The 22,475-nt window shown below is 55.8% G+C and carries 19 protein-coding genes; 10 read left to right on the top strand and 9 right to left on the bottom strand.

Going from position 1 to position 22,475, the window contains the following annotated elements:
• The 5 genes from GG681_RS14080 to GG681_RS14100 form a co-directional block, all read right to left on the bottom strand.
• Nucleotides 1-179: acetyl-coenzyme A synthetase N-terminal domain-containing protein (locus GG681_RS14080; protein ID WP_153548670.1), on the bottom strand; the 179-nt coding region annotated here is incomplete at its 3' end.
• 545 nt (nt 180-724) lie between these two features.
• Entirely contained in the window at nt 725-2,053 is a 1,329-nt protein-coding gene (locus tag GG681_RS14085; RefSeq protein WP_153548671.1) for a type II toxin-antitoxin system HipA family toxin, read from the bottom strand.
• Nucleotides 2,053-2,304: a helix-turn-helix domain-containing protein gene (locus tag GG681_RS14090; RefSeq protein ID WP_153548672.1), complete on the bottom strand. Its 252-nt coding sequence runs from the start codon at nt 2,302-2,304 to the stop codon at nt 2,053-2,055. The genes GG681_RS14085 and GG681_RS14090 overlap by 1 nt, the downstream gene beginning before the upstream one ends.
• A 233-nt stretch (nt 2,305-2,537) precedes the next feature.
• Nucleotides 2,538-3,227 (bottom strand): aspartate/glutamate racemase family protein, encoded by a 690-nt coding sequence (locus GG681_RS14095; protein ID WP_153548673.1) that lies wholly within the window; start codon nt 3,225-3,227, stop codon nt 2,538-2,540.
• On the bottom strand, nt 3,224-4,156 hold the full coding sequence (locus GG681_RS14100) for a LysR family transcriptional regulator (RefSeq protein WP_153548674.1): 933 nt from the start codon (nt 4,154-4,156) through the stop codon (nt 3,224-3,226). The genes GG681_RS14095 and GG681_RS14100 overlap by 4 nt, the downstream gene beginning before the upstream one ends.
• Nucleotides 4,157-4,261: 105 nt before the next feature.
• Between GG681_RS14100 and GG681_RS14105 the strand changes: the two genes are divergently transcribed.
• The 4 genes from GG681_RS14105 to GG681_RS14120 all read left to right on the top strand — a co-directional run bounded on the left by GG681_RS14105 (nt 4,262) and on the right by GG681_RS14120 (nt 8,615).
• A complete protein-coding gene (locus GG681_RS14105) occupies nt 4,262-5,503 on the top strand; it encodes an NAD(P)/FAD-dependent oxidoreductase (RefSeq protein ID WP_153548675.1) in 1,242 nt (413 codons plus the stop codon).
• A gap of 41 nt (nt 5,504-5,544) precedes the next feature.
• Nucleotides 5,545-6,525: a TRAP transporter substrate-binding protein gene (locus tag GG681_RS14110; protein ID WP_153548676.1), complete on the top strand. Its 981-nt coding sequence runs from the start codon at nt 5,545-5,547 to the stop codon at nt 6,523-6,525.
• 72 nt (nt 6,526-6,597) lie between these two features.
• On the top strand, nt 6,598-7,311 hold the full coding sequence (locus GG681_RS14115) for a TRAP transporter small permease (protein WP_153548677.1): 714 nt from the start codon (nt 6,598-6,600) through the stop codon (nt 7,309-7,311).
• The gene (locus GG681_RS14120) at nt 7,308-8,615 is read left to right on the top strand and encodes a TRAP transporter large permease (protein WP_153548678.1); all 1,308 of its coding nucleotides are present in this window, start codon (nt 7,308-7,310) and stop codon (nt 8,613-8,615) included. Before GG681_RS14115 ends, GG681_RS14120 begins: the two co-directional genes overlap by 4 nt.
• Before the next feature lie 78 nt (nt 8,616-8,693).
• Here GG681_RS14120 and GG681_RS14125 read toward each other — a convergent pair whose 3' ends face one another.
• From GG681_RS14125 to GG681_RS14135, 3 genes are all read right to left on the bottom strand, one after another.
• Nucleotides 8,694-9,134 carry a universal stress protein gene (locus tag GG681_RS14125; protein ID WP_153548679.1) on the bottom strand — a complete coding sequence of 147 codons (441 nt, stop codon included), beginning with the start codon at nt 9,132-9,134 and terminating at the stop codon, nt 8,694-8,696.
• Entirely contained in the window at nt 9,131-11,752 is a 2,622-nt protein-coding gene (locus GG681_RS14130; protein WP_153548680.1) for a TRAP transporter permease, read from the bottom strand. Before GG681_RS14130 ends, GG681_RS14125 begins: the two co-directional genes overlap by 4 nt.
• A gap of 93 nt (nt 11,753-11,845) precedes the next feature.
• Entirely contained in the window at nt 11,846-12,787 is a 942-nt protein-coding gene (locus GG681_RS14135) for a TAXI family TRAP transporter solute-binding subunit (RefSeq protein WP_153548790.1), read from the bottom strand.
• Nucleotides 12,788-13,099: 312 nt separating this feature from the next.
• Here GG681_RS14135 and GG681_RS14140 point away from each other — a divergent pair, with 312 nt between their 5' ends.
• Both GG681_RS14140 and GG681_RS14145 read left to right on the top strand, forming a co-directional pair.
• Nucleotides 13,100-15,433, top strand: coding sequence for a cache domain-containing protein (locus GG681_RS14140; protein WP_328593397.1), 2,334 nt, complete (start codon nt 13,100-13,102; stop codon nt 15,431-15,433).
• Complete coding sequence (locus GG681_RS14145) at nt 15,430-16,062, top strand: response regulator transcription factor (RefSeq protein WP_328593398.1); 633 nt, start codon at nt 15,430-15,432, stop codon at nt 16,060-16,062. The genes GG681_RS14140 and GG681_RS14145 overlap by 4 nt, the downstream gene beginning before the upstream one ends.
• Nucleotides 16,063-16,440: 378 nt before the next feature.
• On the opposite strand, the gene maiA is transcribed toward GG681_RS14145, so the two are convergent.
• On the bottom strand, nt 16,441-17,055 hold the full coding sequence (maiA, locus tag GG681_RS14150) for a maleylacetoacetate isomerase (RefSeq protein ID WP_328593399.1): 615 nt from the start codon (nt 17,053-17,055) through the stop codon (nt 16,441-16,443).
• A 119-nt stretch (nt 17,056-17,174) separates the two neighbouring features.
• On the opposite strand from maiA, the gene hmgA reads away from it, so the two are divergent.
• From hmgA to GG681_RS14170, 4 genes are all read left to right on the top strand, one after another.
• Nucleotides 17,175-18,530, top strand: coding sequence for a homogentisate 1,2-dioxygenase (gene hmgA / locus GG681_RS14155; protein WP_153548682.1), 1,356 nt, complete (start codon nt 17,175-17,177; stop codon nt 18,528-18,530).
• A 65-nt stretch (nt 18,531-18,595) separates the two neighbouring features.
• On the top strand, nt 18,596-19,816 hold the full coding sequence (fahA, locus tag GG681_RS14160; protein WP_214645148.1) for a fumarylacetoacetase: 1,221 nt from the start codon (nt 18,596-18,598) through the stop codon (nt 19,814-19,816).
• Between the two features lie 64 nt (nt 19,817-19,880).
• On the top strand, nt 19,881-20,831 hold the full coding sequence (locus tag GG681_RS14165; protein ID WP_153548684.1) for an MBL fold metallo-hydrolase: 951 nt from the start codon (nt 19,881-19,883) through the stop codon (nt 20,829-20,831).
• A gap of 21 nt (nt 20,832-20,852) precedes the next feature.
• On the top strand, nt 20,853-22,472 hold the full coding sequence (locus GG681_RS14170; protein WP_153548685.1) for an FAD-dependent oxidoreductase: 1,620 nt from the start codon (nt 20,853-20,855) through the stop codon (nt 22,470-22,472).
• Nucleotides 22,473-22,475: the final 3 nt, after the last annotated feature.

A 22,475-nucleotide genomic window follows, 5' to 3' on the forward strand; every position in this document is an offset into this window, starting at 1 on the left:
TCTTTGACCTGGGTGAACGGTTTGATCCAATCAATCCGCTGCGCCTGCTCACCCCAGAACGCTTCGGGATCTGAAACAGAAGCCTCATAAAGCGCGGTGTAGGATTTTTCGGTAACGTTTGCCTGCGCAACAAAGTCGGGCGACGGGGCATAGGTGGCATTGGTGACGTCGGCGGTCATGCGATCTCTTCCTCCCAAGAGCTATGTTCGTTTGCTGCGCCCTCCAGCTAGCAGCGTTGTTCAAAGGATAGGGCATTTTGAAAAGAACTGAATAAATAACTGAAACTACGCAGCAAAAATGTAAATAATATTTCACAAGCACTACCAAGAACTGTAAATTAACTTTCACAAAACCAGAGTTTTGCATAAATTCGGATACTTACAGCACCTTCCGACGGCGCGAGTAGCCTATGCGTGTACCGCCGTGACGGCACAATTTACAGCTGTTTGGGGGTGGGCTGTTTAACCGGTATATGAAGGTTTAACGCAACCATAACGATCACAGTAAAGCGGCTCACAGCAGCAGTGGTGGGAGAGATGCGAATCGAATCAAAGGTTGCGCGGAGGTGAAGGCGCGTATGATTCTTGCGTCTGATGCCGGTCAGAAGACAGATTCGCTTGTGTGAGTTGATGTGTCGTTTTTCGACCGGTCGCGCAGTTATTGGACGGTCTGGGGCTAAAAAATGAGCTGATGAAGTGGCCCAAGGTAAGCTGGCTGTCGAAGTCTAATCCAGCAGTGCGAGGACGGCGCGGGCACGGGTGTTTGCGTCGGTTTGGATTGGATCGGTGACACTGCGGGGCACCTGGCTGCCAAGACCATTGATGCTGCGTTCAATCGCGGTTTCTAGTTTTGCAGACATATCCCGCAGCAGCGCCTGCACATAATCAGCGCTGAAACCGCTTGCGGCCCCTTCGGCCACAAAATGGCGCGGAACCAGTTCATCAATGCCGTAGTGGCCATCAATTGACATGGCCAGACGATAGCGTTTGCGTTGCAGGCGGCCCATTGCCACCACCGGGGCCAGGCTGATGATGTCATAAAGCGGCGCAAGGCGGAAGCGGCCCTGACGGCCGAGGCGCAGGCTGAAATTCTTGGCGTGACCGTCGCTGGCCCCGATCAGGTAGAAAAAGATCTGCGCCTTGAAGAACGTTTCGCGGTCTTGTCTTGGGTCATCGGATTCACGCAGCAGGTTCAGAATGTCAGCCACGCTGGGGCCGCCGCTTTTTTGGTATTTCTGACTGGATGCCACACCAAGCGATTGGCACAGATCTTCCTGCGGCAGGCGTTTCAAAACGTCGCCGTCCCATATGCGGTCAAACCGCTCAACCGCCAAGGCGGTGATTTCGGGGAGCGTGATTTTTTCGACCCGCGCAACGGGCAGGCCGATTTCATGCGCCAGTGTCATGCAGAACAGTTCGTTTTCCACGCTGTCGCTGAGGTCGATCTGCTCGGGGCCGGGTAAGATACCCATTGGGGTTTTGAAAATATGGCTGGTGGGGGTGATGCCGCGTGGTTTTGCCCAGCCCGATGTGAGGCGCAGATAGGCGGTTTTCTCCTGGGCCCCGGCTATGGAAATTCTGAAATCCTTATCGGTGCCAATGGCCAGCGGCGCGGCGGCCAGACCGGTGAGATCGGCCTGCATTTCGGCGTTGCTCACTGCGCGATAACACATGTCTTGGGCTGCGGGTTGTTCATTCTCGGGGAGAAACTGGAGCGCGCCAACGCAGTCACGGCCCAGAACAGACAGTAGCGAATAGGGATCGACCCCTGCGGCCCCGATGCGTTCGGCAATCTTTTCGCGCAGCTCCCCTTCGGCGTCGGGGAGCAGGTTGTCAAAGACCGATATGACCATGGGCCCATGCAGCGTTTCGCTGCTGAGCGGGAGTGAACTGGCCACCGGAAAGGCATCTGCATTTTGTAGCCATGTGGGCGCATAGGCGAATGTCACGCGGCCATCCGGGGCTTTGACGAGGGTGCCAACCTGACTGCGCCCATACCAGACGCCGGTTTTGAAAGTTTTGGGCCGTCGTAAGGCGCGCGGATTTCGGGCCATTACGCCAAACCTTCATCTTTGCTACGGTCGGACACAGTGAGTTCCGCATCGAGCGCTTCGAGCAGGCGGAGATAGACATCAAGGCTGACGGAGACATAGCCGCCCTCAATGTCTGAGATGCTCGATTGGGCGGTGCCGGTGGCGGTGGCCAGCTGCATCTGCGTCATGTTCTGCGCCTTGCGACGTCGGCGCAGGATGTCACCGGCCTGTCGCAGGCTGCGGACATGAGAGGGGGCGAGGGGGGCTGTCATAGCTATTTATAGGCTGATAGCTATAATTACTCAATATATCTTTGGAGCTATATTTGTGAAATATAGGCAATTGGCTATAGGGCGGCTCACCTGATGGAGCGGCTGGGGAAGCCGATTTGGGATGCCGGGTGCAAATGCATGGCGATCAGTAAAGGCCGTGGTTGCAACGCCCCGTGAAATTATCCCCCCGAAATCACCCCTGAGCAACCACCCCTGAAATTGCAGAGTTTAGATTATTGCGGGTATGCGATTGGGGCGAGCCCGGCGTGAAACCAGTTGATGAAACTCACGATTGAGAAAACAGGACATCCCGTTGCCTGCGCAATCTCAGCGGCATAGGGGGCCATATTGGTGCACTCCAGCACAATTGCGCCGGTCTTTTCTGTCATCAGCGCTTGGGCCTGAGCAATCATTTCGCTTTGGCAGGCCGCGTGGTCCAGTTCGGTCTGGTCGGTGAGAATAGCACTTGCAAACGCCCCAGCAGGCGGCATGCCCATAATCCGAGTGTCAGCGCGCGCTCCGGCGGCGCGTAGGTGATTGGGCGATAAGCTGTCTTTTGAGATGGTCAAAACCACAGCTTCTTTACCCGCAGGCAGCGTGGCCTCGATCAGCGGCAGTTGCATCAAGGATGAGCTTGCAAAGGGAACGCCCAGTTCTGCTTTCAATTCTGTTTGAAGCAGTGAGAGAAATCCGCAGGAGGTGGTCAGTGCCCCGCAGCCCTGTGCAATCAAATCACGCCCCGCTTCGACAAAATCGGGCAGCAGTTTCAACGGATCATCAAACACAACGCTGGCAGCATTTGCGCAGTTCACAGTGCGAAATTTAACCGGAAAATCAAATGTTTCCGGGTTGCCGATATCCCCAACAAAACGGGGAAACTGCGTGTTGAGCATTAAAATGCCAATGGTGGGTTTGGTTATCATGTTGTGCCGATCTCAAGCTGGGTCAAAGGTCTTTCTTCCGCAGAATAGGGCGCAAGTTTTTCCAAAAGGAAAGCCAGAAACTCCTTGCCGACCTGCGACAACGGGCGGGTTGAGGCGGTGACAATGGCCATATCCATGGTGATCTGGGGCGCAAAGCTGCGGGCGACAACACGGTCATCATAGTCAAATTCAAGGCCAAACCGATCCACCAGAGCAACCCCCATGTCCTCTTTTACAAAGCTCAGCAGGTTTTTGAACAGATGGGAATGAACCCTTGGATTCAGCGGGATGTTTTTCTCGTCAAAGGCCCGTCGCAACCGCCGTGATGTAATGTGATCCGGCCCCATAACAACAAATGGCACATCTTTGAGCAGCTCGGGTGTCAGCACCTCATGCTGGGCTAAAGGATTGTCCCGGTGAAGTGCGATTTTGGTTTCCACATGCAGCGGGTGAACCGTCAGCGTATCATAGAGCAGCGGCATTTCACACACGCCGATTTCAAACAGGCCTGACAAAATCCATTCCTGGATCTTGGAACTATATTGCGACTGAAACGAGATATTCATATCTGGGCGATCGCGGGAAAACTCGGCAATGAGTTCGGGCATGATACCAAAGGACATGGAATGCTGGGACGCCACCTGCAGATGCCCGGCTTGTTTGTTTTGCAGATCCACAACGGCTTGGGTCACATGGTCGAGCCCGCGCACCACTGTTTCAATTTCACGATACAGGATGTGGGCTTCTGGAGTGGGCACCAGGCGGCCGTGCAGACGTTCAAACAATCGCAAATTGGTCTGCCGCTCCAGCTCTGCCAGCAGATTTGAAATGCCGGGTTGGGAAATGCCCAAGGCTTCAGCGGCACCTGTTACGGTGCCGGTGTCTACGATTGCGTGAAACGCCTGAAGTTGTCTGAATTTAAGTTTCATATCTGTCTATATCATCTTTTATGATACTTTGTGCATTTTTTTGTATTTGAAATGATGAACTTCACTTGCGACAATTGGGCCCACCACCAAAAGAGCTTGGACAAGATGAAGACGAAACACATCGTGATTGTAGGCGCCGGTATTGTTGGGGCTGCAACAGCCATCTGGTTAAAGCGTTCTGGTTTCGACGTAACCCTTGTGGACAAAGCGACGCCTGGCATGGCGACCTCATATGGCAACGGCTGTATTCTGGCGAGTTGTTCCGTTGTACCCGTCACCGGCCCCGGGCTGATCAAGAACAGCCCAGGCTATCTTGCGGATCCCAATTTCCCTTTGTTTCTGCGCTGGAGCTATGTGCCCAAACTGATCCCGTGGTTGGCGAAATATCTGTCGCATGCCAATGCCAAGGACGCAGAGCGCATCAGTAAGGGCCTGACCACGATTGTTGGCGACAGTCTGGAGCAGCATCAATCGCTTGCGGCTGGCACCAGGGCTGAAAAATGGGTGCAAAGCAGCCTTTATAGTTTTGCTTATGCTGATCGTGCCGCCTTTGACGCGGATGCCTTTACCTGGAAACTGCGCGCTGAGGCGGGATTTGTCCCCGAGTTGATCGAAGGCGCGGCGGTTCAGGAGGTTGAGCCGATCCTTGGCGCGAACACTCAGCTGCTGGCGGTTTTGAAAAACCACGGGTTCATTCTCAACCCGGCGTCCTATGTGCAGGATCTGGTGGCTGTGCTGGCGGATCTGGGGGGGCGTTTTGTGCAGGCTGAGGTGAAGGATTTTGATCTCAGCGGTGGGCACGTCAGCGCGGTTGAGACAACACAGGGCCGCATTGAGTGTGATGAGGTGGTGATCTCTTCGGGGATCTGGTCGGTGCCATTGATGAAAAAACTGGGTCTCAATGTCCCACTTGAGGCGGAACGAGGGTATCACGTCACGCTAAAAGATCCCAGCATGCGGCCCAATAACCCGATGATGCTGGCCGCTGGGAAATTTGTTGCCACGGCGATGGATCAGGGCATCCGTTGCGCGGGTGTGGTTGAATTTGGTGGCCTCAGCGAAAAGCGCTCGAAGGCGCCGCTGAATTTGCTGCGCCGCAAGGTGAAAGAGGTGTTCCCAAATCTGGAATATGCCTCAGATGAGGAATGGCTTGGCTTTCGCCCGGCACCGTCGGACAGTTTGCCTTTGATCGGCCAAGTCCGGAATACCGGCATCTACACCGCATTTGGGCACCATCATATTGGCCTGACAGGGGGGGCAAAAACCGGCCGAATGATCGCGGAGCTGATCAGCGGCACCCATCCCAATGTCGATATGGCGGCCTTTAGCCCCATGCGCTTCAATTGAACAAGATAAACAAAAACCAACACAAACCCAGGGAGAATACCATGACTTCATTTGCTCACCTCAAATCGGCGGTCGCGCTTGCGGCGCTTTCTGTTGCAGCAACGGCGGCAACGGCTGAGAAATGGGACATGCCAATGGCCTATGCGGCCACGAATTTTCACTCTGAACATGGGGTGATGTTTGCGGATAAAGTGCGCGAATACACCAATGGTGAGATCGATATCACTCCGCATCATGGTGGTTCTTTGTTTGGTGGCGGAGAAATCAAACGTGCGGTTCAGACTGGCCAGGCTCCGATTGGTGAACGTTTCATGTCTGCCCATGCCAACGAAGACCCGATCCTGGGTTGGGATAACCTGCCGTTTGTGGCCACAAGCTATGCGGATAACAACAAGCTTTGGGAAGCGGCAAAAGGCCCGGTGAATGAACGCCTCGCGGAGCATAATCTGGTGACACTTTATACCTGCCCCTGGCCGGGACAGGGGTTTTATTTCAACCAAGAGGTCAACTCATCAGCGGATATCGCCGGAGTGAAATTCCGCGCGTACAATACGGCAACGGCCAATATTGCAGAGACGCTTGGCATGGTTCCGGTTCAGATCGAAGCGGCCGAAATTGCCCAGGCTTTTGCAACCGGTGTGGCCTCTTCGATGATTTCTTCGGGCTCAACCGGATATGACCGCAAGCTCTGGGAGCATGTGTCGACCTACTACAAGGTCAACGCTTGGTTCCCACGCAACTATGTCATGGTCAACAAAGGGATCTGGGATGGTCTGGATGCGCAGACCCAGGCTGCTGTCCAAAAAGCCGCTGATGAAACCGCAGTGTCATGTTCTGCCAAATCCGAAGAGCTGGCAAACTGGTATTTTGAGCAGTTCGCGGAAAACGGCATGGTGGTTTCTGAGGCAACCCCCGCGTTTCGCGCAGAGCTTGAAACGATTGGCGAAAGCATGACCGCAGATTGGCTTAAGGCGGTTGGCGACGATGGTCAGGCCATTCTCGACGCTTACAAAGCCAACTGAATAATACACTGAATTTTGCAACGGTTCCTTCCTGTAAGGAGCCGTTGCGCATTTGATACGGGGAGTATGTCAATGCGAGATTGGCAACCGTTTCTGGGGCTGCCTCTTTGGGTGTGGCTATTCGTTTTTCCAACCCTTCTGGCCTTATACTGTTTGTGGCAGGGGCCGCGTGCAGTGCAGTTGCTGGGCCCGGTCTGGCGTGGCCTTGATGCGGTATACAAAGCTGCGGGGGTCATTGCCGCCGGTTTCATGGTGACGATCCTGCTGCTTATCATCCTGCAGATGGTTGCGCGCTGGACAAGTTCGGCCTTTCCGGGCGCAACGGAATATGCGGGTTACGCCATGGCGGCGACTTCGTTTTTTGCCTTGGCACATACATTGGTCCAGGGCGGCCATATCCGCGTGTCGGTGCTGTTGCAGATCAATGCGTTTACCCGCTTTTGGCTGGATGCATTGGCCATGTTTATCGCTGCAGTCACCGCCACCTATTTTGCCCGCTATGCGATCAAGACCAATATCGTGTCTGAAATGATCAATGACCGTACGCAGGGGCAGGATTTTGTGCCTGAGTGGTTACTGACGGTGTTTTCGATGTTTGCGACCGCTCCGGCACAATGGGGAGAGCTGTGGGCGCAGTCTGGCTCGGAATGGGTGCCCACTCCGATCTGGTTGCCGCAGCTGCCAATGTCGATTGGGGCCGTGCTGCTTGCGATTGCCATTTGGGACTATCTGACCCGGCTGCTTGCTTATGGAGAAAGCCAGATCCAGGGGGAGGTTGTCGAATGAGCGAGCTATACACAACGGTTATCTTCCTATTTGTGCTGTTTGCATTGCTGGGGGGATCGGTCTGGATCGGCCTGGCGTTGATGGGTGTTGCCTGGGTCGGGATGGAGCTTTTCACCTCACGTCCTGCGGGTGATGCAATGATCACAACCATCTGGGCGGGGTCGTCCAGTTGGACCCTGACGGCGCTGCCGCTGTTTATCTGGATGGGAGAAATCCTGTATCGCACCCGATTATCCCAGGATATGTTCCGCGGTCTGGCCCCCTGGATGCGGTTTCTGCCCGGTGGGCTTTTGCACACCAATATTGCGGGTTGCGCCATTTTTGCCGCGGTTTCAGGTTCGTCTGCGGCCACGCTGAATATGGTTGGCAAAATGTCGATCCCGGAGCTGCGCAAACGTGGCTATCCTGAGTTCATGATCATCGGCACCTTGGCCGGGGCGGCAACATTGGGGCTGATGATCCCGCCGTCGCTGACGCTTATTGTCTATGGTGTGACGATCAATGAAAGCATCACCAAACTGTTCATGGCAGGCGTGTTTCCCGGTTTGGTTCTGGCGGGGCTGTTCATGCTTTATATCGTGTTCTGGCACGTTGTTTACAAAGATCAGCGCCCTGAGCCAGAGCCTGCAATGCCATTTAAGCACATGCTGGCAGAGAGCCGGTTTCTCCTGCCGCTTTTGGGTCTGGTCTTTGTTGTCATTGGCTCGATGTATATGGGGTTTGCCACCGCGACCGAAGCTGCTGCTGTTGGGGTGACGGGTGCTTTGCTGCTGTCGGCTGTGCAAGGTTCGCTTTCGTTGCGGACCTTCAAAGAGAGTTTGATGGGCGCCACCAGAACCTCGGCGATGATTGCCTTTATCCTGATGGGGGCAGAGTTTTTGTCGCTTTCGATGGGCTTTACCGGCCTGCCACGTGCCTTGGCTCAAACGATTGACAGCTATCACCTGTCTCCGGTCGCGTTGATTGCGGTGCTGACCGTGTTCTACCTTATCTTGGGTATGTTCATGGACGGGCTGTCATCGGTTGTACTGACCATGGCCATTGTCGAGCCGATGATCCGCGCGGCAGGTATTGATGTGATTTGGTTTGGCATTTTCCTGGTTGTGGTCATCGAAACCGCACAGGTTACGCCGCCGATCGGTTTCAACCTGTTTGTGCTGCAAGGGATGACCCGCCACCAGATCGGCTATATCGCCAAGACAGCTATCCCGATGGTGGGGCTGATGCTGCTGATGGTGGTGATCCTTGTGGTGTGGCCGGAACTGGCGACCTGGCTGCCTGATAACATCCGCCGCACCCCATAGGGTTGATGGTGGCTTGATTGGCGCTGGATCCGTCCAGCGCCAATATCAATCAGGTTTGTCTTTGTCCGTCACACGAACCTAGTCATTGTCGCGGACAACAAAAACCGATGTGGTGGCATGGCGCACAACGCGCGCCGCATTTGGCCCCAGCAGATAGTCTTTTACATCCGGCTTATGAGCGCCCAGCACGATAAGATCGGCATTGTCGGTTGCGGCCGTGGTCAGGATCACATGATAGGCTTTGCCAACGCCAACAATGTGGCGCACCTGATCATTTGCCTCTTCGCCAATGGTGTTTTTGACCAGATCAAACAGGATCTGGCGCGCAGCCTCGCGGGCTTTTTCAGTGTGAGCCTCATCAAAGAACGTGCCAACAACGCTCATACCGAAATCAGGAATAACGGTGATCACATCAAGCTGGGCCTGCTCCATCTGTGCCAGCTTAAAAGCCTGCAACAGGACTTTGGCTTCGGCGTCCGGCCGGTTGACGTCCAGCGCACATAGGATGGTCTTGGTCATGCGGTCACTCCTTGCTCATAGTCTTCCTGTTTGGCGCGCCGGGTCTGCAAAAGCGCAATAAGACCCAACAGCAGCAGAGCCGGAATAAAGATCAGCTCCTTGGGCATCTGTTCCGCGGGCGCCTGAACTGCGGTGATCTGCACCGGGTCATCGCCGTAGAAATCAAAGCTCGCCAGCTTGTCTGCGAGAGCAGTGCCAAACATCGGCTCATCCAGCTGCATGATACCATCTTGCGGCACCACAGTCAGACCTGCGGCTTCAAGACGGGCGGTGCCGCCTGCTGCGTCTGCGACATTCAACACTACAGTCAGGTCTTTTACGGCCAGCGTGTCAAAGTCTGGTCCTGAAATCACCACGCGGATGGCATCACCAACCTCGGCCGTTTCAAAAGCCTGTTCAACCTGTGTGGGGGCAATTTCAGCAAAGGGTGGCTGGATCTGGTTCATAAAGAAGCCGGGACGGAACAGGGCAAAGGCAACCAGCAGCAGCGCAGCGGTTTCCCAGATACGCGATTTGGTGAGGAAGAATCCCATGGTCGCAGCGGTGAAGACCAAAATACCAATGGTAGCGACGATAAAGACGATGATGCCCTGCGTTAGTGTCACATCAATCAGCAACAGATCAGTGTTGAAGATGAACACAAAAGGCAGCGCCACGGTGCGCAGGCTATAAAAGAACGCGGTGAAGCCGGTGCGGATGGCATCGCCGCCCGACACAGCCGCAGCCGCAAAACTGGCCAGCCCCACAGGCGGTGTCACATCGGCCATAATGCCGAAGTAGAACACAAACAGATGCACCGCGATCAGCGGGACTACCAGACCGGATTGCGCACCCAGTTCAACCACAACGCCAACCATCAGCGAAGACACCACGATGTAGTTTGCAGTGGTGGGCAGCCCCATCCCCAGGATCAGTGACAGAATCGCCACAAACATCAGCATCAAGATCAGGTTGCCGCCGGACAGAAATTCAACAAAATCTGCCATCACCTGACCAATCCCGGTGAGCGAAACAGTCCCCACAATGATGCCCGCGGTTGCGGTGGCAAGGCCGATGCCGATCATATTGCGTGCGCCGTCGATCAGCCCTTCGATCAGATCAGTGACACCTTCATGCAGGCGTACCGCCGGATCGATCTCGCCGCGGAAGAACGCCTTGAGCGATTTCTGAGTCAGCAGAATGCCAAACAGCAGCATGGTTGCCCAAAAGGCCGAAAGCCCCGGTGATTTGCGTTCGATCATCAAGAAATAGACCAACACAATAATGGGCAGCAGGTAGTAGAGGCCGGATTTGTAGATCTTGGCCACATCCGGCAGCTCAACGATTTCTGCGTTGGGGTCATCCGCTTCCAGATCGGGAACCTGTGCCGCGAGGTAGACCAGGAACACATAGATCGCAAAAAGGATGAGCGATAGCGCCCAGCCAGAGCCTGCAGGTAACAAGGAAACAATCCAGCCCACCGGGTATTGGGTGGCATAGCAAAGCGCCGCAAACCCTGCAAAAAAGGCAAACATGCCGCCGATGGTTTTGGCGAGTGAAACAACTTTGTTGCCAATGGTCGGCATGCGGTTTTTCACCGCTTCCAGATGCACGATATAGACCAGCGCGATGTATGAAATGACCGCGGGCAAGAAGGCGTGGGTGATGACTTCGACGTAGGAAATCCCCACATATTCAACCATCAAAAACGCAGCAGCACCCATGACCGGGGGCATGATCTGACCGTTGACTGAGGAGGCAACCTCAACCGAGCCCGCCTTTTCAGCGCTAAAGCCCACGCGTTTCATCAAGGGAATGGTAAAGGTGCCGGTGGTGACAACATTGGCGATGGAAGAGCCGGAAATCAGCCCGGTTGCAGCAGAACCCACAACCGCGGCCTTGGCCGGGCCACCGCGCAGGTGACCAAGGGCGCCAAAGGCCATCTTGATGAAATAATTGCCTGCGCCCGCGCGATCAAGCAGCGCACCAAACAGCACGAACAGGAACACAAATTTGGTCGAGACCCCAAGCGCAATGCCAAACACCCCCTCGGAGGTGATCCACATGTGGCTCATGGCTTTGCGCAGACTTGCACCGGCCCAGCGGATCTGGTCGGGCACAATTTCGGAAGAGCCAAAAAACACATAAGCTAAAAAGACGATCGCAAGCGCCACCATCACCGGCCCTAATGTACGATAGGCCGCCACGAACAAAAAGAGCAGGCCCGCCACCGCTGCATAGGCGTCTGTCTGATCCGCAAGCCCGCCATTGTTGACGATTTTCTGATAGAAGAAATAGCCATACAGCGCCAGAAACACGCCGCCGAGGCCAAACAGCCAGTCATACCACGGGATGCAATGGCGCGGGCTGGACTTGAACAAAGGATAGGCCATCGCCGCCAAAAACATCGCAAAAGCCAGATGGAACTGGCGCGAGTTGTTGATCAGATCGCCGGGCAGCACATAGGGTGCAATGGGTGAGGCCAGCAGCACCTGAAACAGAGACCAAATCACCGCAACCGCAGCGATCAACAGGCCAACTGACCCGTGTGGATCCCGTGCCCCGGTATCGCTGGCGGCGACGAGCTCTTGTAGCTCGGCCTCGCTCAAAGCTTGGTTTTTTGTGCTATCTGACGACATATTCCCCCCTCACGTCATGCTTATAACTGTCTGTAAAAATTGGACTTTAGGAAAAACCAAGGCGGCTGAGAGCCGCCTTGGTTCAAGTGGATTTTACTCAATCCAGCCTTGTTCTTTGTAGTATTTCGCCGCACCCGGATGCAGCGGAGCGGACAGGCCCGCGGTTGCCATCTCTTTGGGGTCAAGATTTGCAAATGCAGGGTGCAGTTTTTTGAAATCCTCGAAGTTTTCGAAAACCGAAGACACAACTACATACACCGCTTCGTCAGACACATCTGCGGAGGTCACGAAGGTTGCGCCAACGCCGAAAGTTGCGGTGTCGGCGTCATTGCCACGGTACATGCCACCTGGAACGGTTGCAGAGCGGTAGAAAGAGTTGTCTGCGATCAGTTGATCTACAACGTCACCCTGAACATTCACCAGAACCGAGTCACAGGCGGTTGTTGCCTCTTGGATAGAACCGGACGGGTGACCAACGGTATAGACCATTGCGTCGATCTGGTTGTCACACAGTGCTGCAGATTGTTCTGCTGCCTTCAGCTCGGTTGCCAGGGCAAAATCATCTGTGCTCCAGCCCATCGCGCCGAGCAGAACTTCCATGGTGCCGCGCTGACCGGAACCGGGGTTGCCGATGTTTACACGCTTGCCTTTGAGGTCTTCAAAGGAGGTCACACCTGCGTCCGCACGGGCCACAACGGTGAAGGGCTCCGGGTGCACGGAAAACACCGCGCGCAGGCCTTCGAATGCGCCTTTGTCTTCAAATTTTGAAGTGCCGTTATAGGCGTGATACTGCCAGTCAGACTGGGCCACACCAAACTCCAGCTCGCCTTCGCGGATGGTGTTGATGTTGTAAACGGAACCGCCAGTAGATTCCACCGAGCAGCGAATACCGTGATCACGACGACCTTTGTTTACCAGACGGCAGATCGCGCCACCGGTCGGGTAGTACACGCCGGTTACGCCGCCGGTGCCAATTGTAATGAATTCTTCCGCAAATGCGGCCGGTGCTAGGACAGCTGCGGCTGCCACACCCATCGCGGTTGTTTTGAACTTAGAATACAATTCTATCTCTCCCTAAATAGCGGATGCTAGTGTTTCTCGTGCCGACTGTGCGCCCGTCGCAATCGCAAAAAATTTCCCAGGTGCAGCTGTGCGGCGATACGGTACTTGTTAATTTCACGATCGGTGCTGGAGTCTATACGAGTGATTACGTATGTTGAGTGCCGACGCTTTGTGAAACACTCCCGCAGAGCGGTTTCAGAGCAGCAAGGCCTCGTCATCAAAATCAGTCGTCAAAACCAGCCCGGGCGTGCCGAATTGGGCACCAGAAGGCAGACAAACCGCAAAGTGGTTTCGCTCAAGGCGGTCTTAGCGCTCAGCCTTGGTGGCTTACAGTTTGTGGCGGTTTTGACCGTGGTGCTTTCGACTTATTTCACCTCGGAACGCGCGATCCTGCGCCAGCTTGGCAGCACCATGCATGAGGTGAATTTCAGCATTATTAGCCAGGTCACAAGCTTTCTTGATCCGGCCCGCAACACGCTGAACACGACCCGGCGCCTGGCCGAAAGCGACCTGCTCGACATTTCAGATGACGCAGCCCTGGAAAAACATTTTTTCCAACAGATTCAGGTCGCTCCGCAGTTGGCAGGGCTTTATTTTGCGGATGCTTCCGGCCGTTTTGTCTATGTGATGCGCACCGATGAACCACAGCGCTATCGCAGCAAATTTGTGCCCCCATTTGACCAAGGCGCTGCGCACCACCCTGCGTCATTTATCTGGCGCAATGACCGGTTTGTGATCGAGGACAGGGCACGGGATCTTTCCGACCAATATGAAGCGCGCACGCGGCCCTGGTATGTGAACGTCACGGCATCCCGCGAGCCGGTCTGGACCAACCCCTATATCTTTTTCACCACGCGCCGTCCGGGCATCACCTACGCGGTGCCCATTCTTGCGGCGGATGGTGAGATCCGTGGCATCCTGGGTATGGATATCGAGATTGATGCGATTTCAGATTTCATGCGCAATCTCTGGTCAGACCAGCAGGGTGCGACGCTTATTCTTAATGAAACGGGGGAGGTGATCGCCCATCCCGAGCTCAACCTGATCAAAAACGATGCCGATCAGAATTACCCTGAACTCGTGCGGGTGGATGAAATCAATGATGACATCGCCAATGCGGCCTTTGGTGCCATGCCTGACGTGCCGGATCTGGGGCGGGGGGAAACCATCTTCTCCAACTTCGAATTCGATGGAGAGCGCTATGTCTCAACGTTGGTTAGCATTGTTGAGCCAGACGTCAGATGGATGATTGGCATCTATGTGCGTGCGGATAATTTCATTGGTGAAATTCGCAAGGACCGCTACCGCGGTATCTGGATCGCGCTGGCGATTGCGTTGTTGACCAGTTTCATCGGGCTAAAGATCGCAGATCGCATCAACCGGCCGCTGCGCGTTTTTGCTGATCGCACCCGGCGTGTGTCTGCCGGGCAGGGTGGGCCGCTCGAGGCGCTCAGCAGCCCGTATCGCGAATTGGATGCCACCAGCCAGGCCTTTACCAAGGAAATCAAGCGACGGCAGAAATTCGAAAACGCCTATGGCCGCACGTTTGAGCTGGCGTCGCGCGGCATGGCGCAGATCGATCCCAATTCTGGAGGCTTTTTGCGCACCAATGCGCAGTTGGGGGCCTTGCTTGGCTATGATCAAGACGTGCTGTCACGGATGAACCTGGACGACCTAATGGGTCAGAATGGGCTCAGCTTTGTTGACGATATTCTCAAGGCGCTGCTTGAAGACAGTGAATATATAGATGAGCACCGTTTTGCTCGCAAAGATGGCTCACCGATCTGGTTGCGTATGAATGCGATCTTGATCCGGGATGAACGGGGCGATCCCGATCACGTGGTGATTATCTTTGACGATATTGATGAACAGAAACGCACCGAAGCCTTTGCCGCCCAATTGAAACGCGATGTGTCCCATACGGCGCGGGTCAATCAGATGGGGGAAATGGCCTCAAGCCTTGCGCATGAGCTGAACCAACCGCTGAGCGCTATTTCATATAATGTGGATGCGGCGATGCTGTCGTTGAATTCCCCGGATGACGCAGATGATGAGCTGAAGGAAATTCTAGGTGATATTGATCGCCAGTCTTTCCGCGCGGGTGAGATTATCCGCGCTTTGCGCGGCATCGTGCGCAAGGACCGGGGCCGTATGCTGCCGTTTGATCTGAACGATCTGGTTCGTCAGTCCGTGTCGCTTATTGAGGCGGAGGCAAAACAGCACGGTGTCACGATCAAGCAGCAAAGGACTGATACGCTTCAGGTGGTTGGCAATCGGACACAAATTGCCCAAGTGGTTGTGAATCTGCTGAAAAATGCAATTGAAGCCATCAGCGAAAGCGGCCAGGGCAAAGGCAGCATCCACATCAGCTTTAGCGCAGAGGGGGATGAGGTGACTACTCAGATCAGTGACAGTGGACCGGGGGTTGGGGCCACGGAATTGTTCCAGCCTTATGACACGCTGAAACAGGGCGGTATGGGGCTGGGTCTTTCGATCTGCAGAACGATCATTCAGGACCACGGCGGCCAGATCTGGAATACGCCGGATGTTGCGCGCGGTGCGCAGTTTTGTTTCTCGCTCAAAGCGGCCTCGGCAGATGATAAGGATTTCGCCCAGTGACACAGGTAGTGACACAAACAGAGACACGCGCGCCAACGGTGTATCTGGTTGATGACGACAATGACGTTCGCACCGCATTGACGCGCTCGCTTAGCAAGCGGGGTTTTCATGTGCTGTCGTTTGCCAGTGCAGATGCTTTCCTGCAGGAGGTTGAGCCGGGTGTTGATGGCTGCCTGATCCTGGATTACGGCATGCCAAAAATGGATGGTCTTGAACTGCAGGCCCATTTGAATGCAACCGGCTGCGATCTGCCGGTTATCTTCATTACCGGACATGGTGGCATTCCGGAATCGGTGCGCGCCACCAAGGCGGGCGCGCTCGATTTTCTGGAAAAACCCTTTTCGCTGCCCATTCTGCTGGAGCGCATAGAGACGGCTTTGGAAATTTCAACACAGCGGTCTAAGGCCAAGGAGAAAGAGGCTGAAATTGCCAATCGGCTGGCAACGCTCACCAAACGTGAGCATGAAGTCTTTGCCTTTATTCTGGCCAACCCGTCGCTCACCTCCAGCAAGGAGATTGCCCAAAACCTGGGGATCAGCCCGCGCACTGTCGACATTCATCGCGGCCGGGTGCTGAAGAAATTAGTGGTTAAAACAATGGTTGAGCTGATCGACGTTTATGCGGTGTGACATCTGGCGAAACGCCACTTTGGATCACCGCTCCCGTTGCGATTATTTTGCAGAGTGCCTGCTGGATCGGGTTTGACCCAGAGGCAGTTCTAGTCAACCATTGTTCATGGCATCGTTGACCCAGATTGAAATCTTGCTCCCGGAATTGCGGCCTATGCGTTTTCTTTGGTGCGCAATGCCTATAACAAACTGCCGCGACGTTGGAGCAATGGCGTCATCTAGCAGCTCAGGTGGGGATTCCGCATTCACTGCTGGTCACTCAGGGGTGTTAGCCCGTCTTTGCTCACCAGAAGGTCTTCGCCTGCCGTTGCGGCGCGAATGGTGCTGACCCTGCTGCGCAAACCTGGACACTGAGCGAAGGCCATTACCACTGCGCGTTTACTCTGCCCATTGATCCGGATGCGCCGCCGCAAAGGCCGGGTGTTGCGCCAGCGCGGTTTCAATGGCGCGCAGTTTTGGCAAGGCTGTAAGATCAACTTGCCAGCGGTGGGCGTTATACATCTGTGGCATCAGGCAGATGTCCGCGAGGCTGATCGTATCACCGCAGGTGTAGGGGGTGTCATCGGCAACCAACTGTTCAACCGCTGCAAGTCCGGGCGTGATGAAGGCCTGCATCCAGTCCTGCATGTTCAGTTCGCTTTGAGACGTGGCAAAGCGCGCGACTTTGAGATTGCAGATCGGGTGAATATCCATGGCAATGACATGTGACACCGAACGGGTTTTTGCGCGTTCAACCGGGTCATTTGGCAGCAGGCCAAGATCGCGGGTTTCGTTGAGGTACTCCACAATTGCCAGCGACTGGGTGAATCGCTGCCCATCGATATCAAGCACCGGCACCAGACCCTGAGGATTGCGCGCGAGGTGTTCGGGCTGTTGCTGGGCACCGGCAACCAGATCGACCGAAAGGGCCTGCCAGTCCAGCCCAGCAAGGCCGAGCGCGATTCTTACCCGGTAGCTCGCCGATGAACGCCAGTAGTCATAGAGCTCAATCACGGATCATCCTCCTCAGTCGATCATGTTTGTTTCATTTGCAACGAATAGCTTGACATCGTTGCGATTGCAACGAACTATTACATCAATTCGAATCTGCATCGCTGGCAGGGGAGGGCACTATGCAGCGTTATGATCTACCCGAGGGAATGATTCAGGCATCCGGTGGCAGTGATGCGCATCCAGGTTATATGCCAGGCTGGGGCAATGACTTTGAAAGTGAAGTGTTGCCCGGTGCGCTGCCGCAGGGGATGAATTCTCCGCAAAAATGCGAGTACGGCCTTTATGGTGAACAGCTGTCGGGCACCGCTTTTACCGCGGATCCGCCAGAGCGCACCTGGACCTATCGCATTCGCCCCAGCGTCAAACATTCCAGCCGCTACGAGCGTATTGATCTGCCTTACTGGTGTTCTGCGCCCCATGTGGTGGAAGATGTCACCAGCCTTGGCCAATATCGCTGGGATCCGGTGCCCCACAGCGATGCACCGCTGACCTGGCTGACGGGTATGCGTACCATGACCACAGCGGGGGATGTGAATACGCAGGTTGGCATGGCGGCCCATGTCTATCTGGTGAACACCTCGATGCAGGATGAGTATTTCTTTTCAGCGGATAGTGAGCTGTTGGTGGTGCCGCAGGAAGGTCATCTGCGCTTTGCCACTGAGCTGGGCATTATTGATGTGGCACCAAAAGAGATTGCTATTCTGCCGCGCGGGCTGGTGTATCGCGTTGAGGTGCTGGAAGGGCCGTGCCGTGGTTTTGTCTGCGAAAACTACGGTCAGAAGTTTGATCTGCCGGGGCGCGGACCGATTGGGGCCAATTGCATGGCCAACCCGCGCGATTTCAAAGCGCCGGTGGCCGCCTATGAAGACCGGGAAGTGCCGTCAACCGTGACGGTGAAATGGTGTGGCCAGTTCCACCGCACCAACATCGATCAAAGCCCGCTGGATGTGGTGGCCTGGCATGGCAATTATGCGCCGTATAAATATGATCTGACCACCTATTGCCCGGTGGGGGCGATCCTGTTTGATCACCCGGATCCGTCGATCTTTACCCTGCTCACCGCGCCTTCTGGTGTGCCGGGCACCGCAAATATCGATTTTGTGCTGTTCCGCGAGCGTTGGATGGTGGCGGAAAACACCTTCCGCCCGCCGTGGTATCACAAGAACATCATGTCAGAGCTGATGGGTAATATTTACGGCCAATATGATGCCAAGCCGCAGGGGTTTGTGCCGGGGGGCGTGTCGCTCCACAATATGATGCTGCCGCATGGGCCGGATCGCGATGCCTTTGAAGGGGCGTCGAATTCCAACCTTGGGCCCGAGAAGCTCGACAATACCATGTCGTTTATGTTTGAGACCCGTTTCCCACAGCATCTGACCCGTTTTGCGGGCAATGAAGCACCGCTGCAGGATGATTACATCAGCTGTTGGGACACGCTGGAAAAGAAATTCGACGGCAAGCCCGGCGTGAAATGAACGAACTGGGGGCGTTGCCCCCAGACCCCCAGAGTATTTTTGAAAAGATGAAGGACGCGCGTGAGATGGAGACCTCCTGGCTTGAGAGTGCAAATGGGGACACTGATTTCCCGATCCAGAACCTGCCGTATGGGGTGTTTGATGCCGGAAGCGGCGCACGCATGGGCGTGGCTATCGGTGATCTGATCCTGGATGTCGCAGCCGTGGATCACGGGCTGGATCCGGCACTGTTTTCTGCACCCAGCTGGAACGCGGTGATGGCGGCGGGGCCTGAGGTTTGGGCCCGTTTGCGCGCGCGTCTGACCGAGCTGTTGTCGGATGAAAGCCAGCGCGCCGCTGTTGAGCCGCATCTGGTGGCGCAATCGGGGGCACGGATGCTGATGCCGCTTGAGGTGGTGGAGTTTACTGATTTTTATGCGGGCAAACATCACGCGATGAATGTGGGCACCATGTTCCGCGGGGCAGAAAACGCGCTGCCGCCGAACTGGCTGTCGATCCCAATTGGGTATAACGGTCGCGCCTCATCGGTTGTCGTGTCAGGCACCGATGTGCGTCGCCCCCATGGCCAGCTGAAAGCGCCGGATGCGGAGCTGCCGCATTTTGGCCCCTGTAAACGGTTTGATCTGGAACTGGAGCTGGGCGCGATTGTGGGCCAGCCGTCCACTGGTCCGGTGAGCGTGGCTGCGGCGGATGAGATGATCTTTGGCTATGTGTTGCTCAATGACTGGTCCGCGCGTGACATTCAGGCCTGGGAATACCAGCCGCTGGGCCCGTTTCAGGCCAAGGCCACCGCAACCACCGTCAGCCCCTGGATTGTGACCAAGGCGGCGCTGGAGCCGTTCCGGGTGTCAACGCCCGCGCGTGAGCGTGATCTTCTGCCCTATCTGCAAGAGCCCCAGCCGATGCTTTATGACATCGACCTTGAGGTGGGGCTGGCGCCCGAGGGCAAGGATGAGAGCATCATTGCGCGCACGAATTATCGCGAGATGTATTATTCCGCCGCGCAGCAGCTGTGCCATCACACCACCTCGGGCTGTCCGATGCGGGTGGGCGATCTGCTGGGCTCGGGCACCATTTCCGGGGCGGAAAAACATCAGCGTGGCTCCATGCTGGAGCTGAGCTGGGGCGGCAAAGAGCCGATAACACTCGACAGTGGTGATGAACGCAGCTTCCTTGAAGACGGCGACACGCTGACATTGCGCGGCGCGGCCAAAGGCGAGGGTTATCGCATTGGCTTTGGTTCTTGCGCGGGCAAGGTGACGCCCGCGGGTGAGTTCGGCGCGTAACAAACAGGTATTTGGCGCGCGACCGCAAAAACGGGCGCGCCACACAGAACGACAGGAGAGAGACATGGGTAAGGCTTTTGCGTCACAAGGTGACATGGAAGACAAAGAGATCAGCTTCACCGAGGTGGGCGAGGGGCTTTATGCCTTTACCGCTGAGGGTGATCCCAACACCGGTGTGATCATTGGTGACGACAGCGTCATGATTGTTGAGGCGCAGGCCACCCCGCGCCTCGCGCGCAAGGTGATTGAATGTGTGCGCTCTGTCACCGACAAGCCGATCAGCCATGTGGTGCTGACCCATTATCACGCGGTACGGGTGCTGGGAGCGTCAGCTTATGGCGCGCGCGAAATCATCATGTCTGATGCCGCCGCTGCGATGGTCGAAGAGCGTGGCCAGGAAGACTGGGACAGTGAATTTGACCGTTTCCCGCGCCTGTTTCAGGGCCATGAGGAAATCCCTGGTCTGACCCGTCCGACCACCACATTCAGCGACAAAATGACGGTTTACCTTGGCAAGCGCCGGGTGGATCTGATCACGCTGGGTCGCGCACATACCGCGGGCGACGCGGTGATTTGGGTGCCGGATCAGGAAGTGATGTTTACCGGTGATATCGTTGAATACCACTCTGCATGTTATTGCGGTGATGGCCATTTTGGCGACTGGGAACAGACCCTGCAAAACATCGCCGCCTATGAACCCAAGGCGATTGCGCCGGGGCGTGGGGATGCGTTGATCGGCGAAGAGATGGTTGGCAAAGCGATTGCTGCTACGGCGGATTTTGTGCGCTCGACCTATAAGCCCGTGGCGCGGGTTGTTGGCCGTGGCGGCAGCCTGAAAGAGGCCTGGGACGCGGTGCGTGCGGAATGCGACCCGAAATTCAAGGACTATGCCATCTATGAACACTGCCTGCCGTTCAACGTAGCGCGTGCTTATGACGAGGCTCGCGGCATCGACACGCCACGCGTCTGGACCGCTCAGCGTGACAAAGACATGTGGAACGAACTGCAGGGGTAACCCAACGAAAGGAGAGCACCAATGTTGCAAGATCGCTATCAGCTGGCTTTCCGGCTTTATCCATATGAACGCAGTCAAGATCAGGACGCGGCAGAGATCCCCCGTCACCCGGTTGTGGTGATGGGCGGAGGCCCGATTGGCATTGCCATGGCGCTTGATCTGGGACTTGCGGGCATTCCGGTTGTGGTGCTCGACGATCACGAAGGGGTGGGCCAGGGCAGCCGCGCCATTTGTTTTGCCAAACGCACGCTTGAGATCGCAGCGCGGTATGGCTGCGGCCAGGAGATGGTCGACAAAGGGGTGATCTGGAACCTTGGCAAAGTGTTCCACGAAGACCGTAAGGTATTTGAATTCAATCTGTTGCCCGAAGATGGCCATGAATACCCGGCCTTTATCAACCTGCAGCAGCCCTATTTTGAAAAGTTCCTGGTGGATCGGGTGCGCAAGGCACAGGCGGAAGGTGCGCCGATTGAGCTGCGCGGCAAAAACCGTATTGATGCAGTACATCCCGAAGATGATCACGTGCGTCTTGAAATCAGCACGTCCGAAGGCCCGTATACCATTGAAGCTGAGTATCTGATCGGCTGCGATGGGGCCTCAAGCCCGTTGCGGACCATGCTCGGGCTGGAATTTGAAGGGCGGGTGTTTCAGGACAGCTTCTTGATTGCCGACATCAAGATGAAAAACACCGAGTTCCCGACCGAGCGTTGGTTCTGGTTTGAACCAACCCACGGATCCGGGGCTTCGGCATTGCTGCACAAACAGCCCGATGATGTGTGGCGGGTTGATTTCCAGATCGGCTGGGATGTGGACCGGGCCGAAGAGATGAAACCCGAAAACATTCACCGCCGTTTGGATGCGATGTTTGGCGATGATGTCGACTATGAGCTAGTGTGGTCATCGATTTATACTTTCCAGTGCAAACGGATGGAGCGGTTCCGCCACGGACGGGTGATTTTTGCCGGTGATGCCGCGCATCAGGTGTCGCCCTTTGGCGCGCGCGGGGCCAATTCCGGCATTCAGGACGTGGACAACCTGGGTTGGAAACTGGCGATGGTGCTGAAAGGTGACGCGCCTGAAAGCCTGCTCGAAAGCTATAACGAAGAGCGGATTTATGGCGCGGATGAAAACATCCTGAACTCGACCCGCTCTACCGACTTCATCACCCCAAAAAGCAAGACAAGCCATGTGTTCCGCAATGCGGTGCTGGATCTGGCCGAGCGTCATTCCTTTGCCCGGCCGCTGGTGAACTCTGGCCGCTTGTCGCTGCCGTGCACCTATGACGGCTTGTCGCTGACCGGAGAAGACGCGCTGACGGATGGCCCAGCCCGCACACGTCCCGGCAGCCCGTGCCCGGATGCACCGCTGGGGGCCGATGATTATCTGCTGGCCTCGCTTGGCAATGATTTCACCCTGCTGACAGTGAACGTGGATATTGATGCCGCGCTTGATGATCTGGATGTGCCGCTACGCCGGCTTGCGTTGAACGCTGACAGCGGGCCCCTGGCAGAACGTTATCTGGGATCGGCCAAAAGCGCGATCTATCTGATCCGTCCGGACCAGCACGTTGTGGCGCGTTGGGCTGAATTTGATGAAACCGGTCTGCGCGCTGCGCTGCGCCGGGCCCTTGGGAAGGACTGAGCC

This window comes from Tritonibacter aquimaris, from assembly GCF_009617595.1.
In the GTDB taxonomy this organism is placed as follows: Bacteria; Pseudomonadota; Alphaproteobacteria; order Rhodobacterales; family Rhodobacteraceae; genus Epibacterium; species Epibacterium aquimaris.

Bases quoted from the DNA above. Each gene is read 5' to 3' on its own strand.
- GG681_RS14085 (WP_153548671.1), bottom strand. From the start codon at position 2,053: ATGGCCCGAAATCCGCGCGCCTTACGACGGCCCAAAACTTTCAAAACC.
- GG681_RS14090 (WP_153548672.1), bottom strand. From the start codon at position 2,304: ATGACAGCCCCCCTCGCCCCCTCTCATGTCCGCAGCCTGCGACAGGCC.
- GG681_RS14095 (WP_153548673.1), bottom strand. From the start codon at position 3,227: ATGATAACCAAACCCACCATTGGCATTTTAATGCTCAACACGCAGTTT.
- GG681_RS14100 (WP_153548674.1), bottom strand. From the start codon at position 4,156: ATGAAACTTAAATTCAGACAACTTCAGGCGTTTCACGCAATCGTAGAC.
- GG681_RS14105 (WP_153548675.1), top strand. From the start codon at position 4,262: ATGAAGACGAAACACATCGTGATTGTAGGCGCCGGTATTGTTGGGGCT.
- GG681_RS14110 (WP_153548676.1), top strand. From the start codon at position 5,545: ATGACTTCATTTGCTCACCTCAAATCGGCGGTCGCGCTTGCGGCGCTT.
- GG681_RS14115 (WP_153548677.1), top strand. From the start codon at position 6,598: ATGCGAGATTGGCAACCGTTTCTGGGGCTGCCTCTTTGGGTGTGGCTA.
- GG681_RS14120 (WP_153548678.1), top strand. From the start codon at position 7,308: ATGAGCGAGCTATACACAACGGTTATCTTCCTATTTGTGCTGTTTGCA.
- GG681_RS14125 (WP_153548679.1), bottom strand. From the start codon at position 9,134: ATGACCAAGACCATCCTATGTGCGCTGGACGTCAACCGGCCGGACGCC.
- GG681_RS14130 (WP_153548680.1), bottom strand. From the start codon at position 11,752: ATGTCGTCAGATAGCACAAAAAACCAAGCTTTGAGCGAGGCCGAGCTA.
- GG681_RS14135 (WP_153548790.1), bottom strand. From the start codon at position 12,787: ATGGGTGTGGCAGCCGCAGCTGTCCTAGCACCGGCCGCATTTGCGGAA.
- hmgA (WP_153548682.1), top strand. From the start codon at position 17,175: ATGCAGCGTTATGATCTACCCGAGGGAATGATTCAGGCATCCGGTGGC.
- fahA (WP_214645148.1), top strand. From the start codon at position 18,596: ATGGAGACCTCCTGGCTTGAGAGTGCAAATGGGGACACTGATTTCCCG.
- GG681_RS14165 (WP_153548684.1), top strand. From the start codon at position 19,881: ATGGGTAAGGCTTTTGCGTCACAAGGTGACATGGAAGACAAAGAGATC.
- GG681_RS14170 (WP_153548685.1), top strand. From the start codon at position 20,853: ATGTTGCAAGATCGCTATCAGCTGGCTTTCCGGCTTTATCCATATGAA.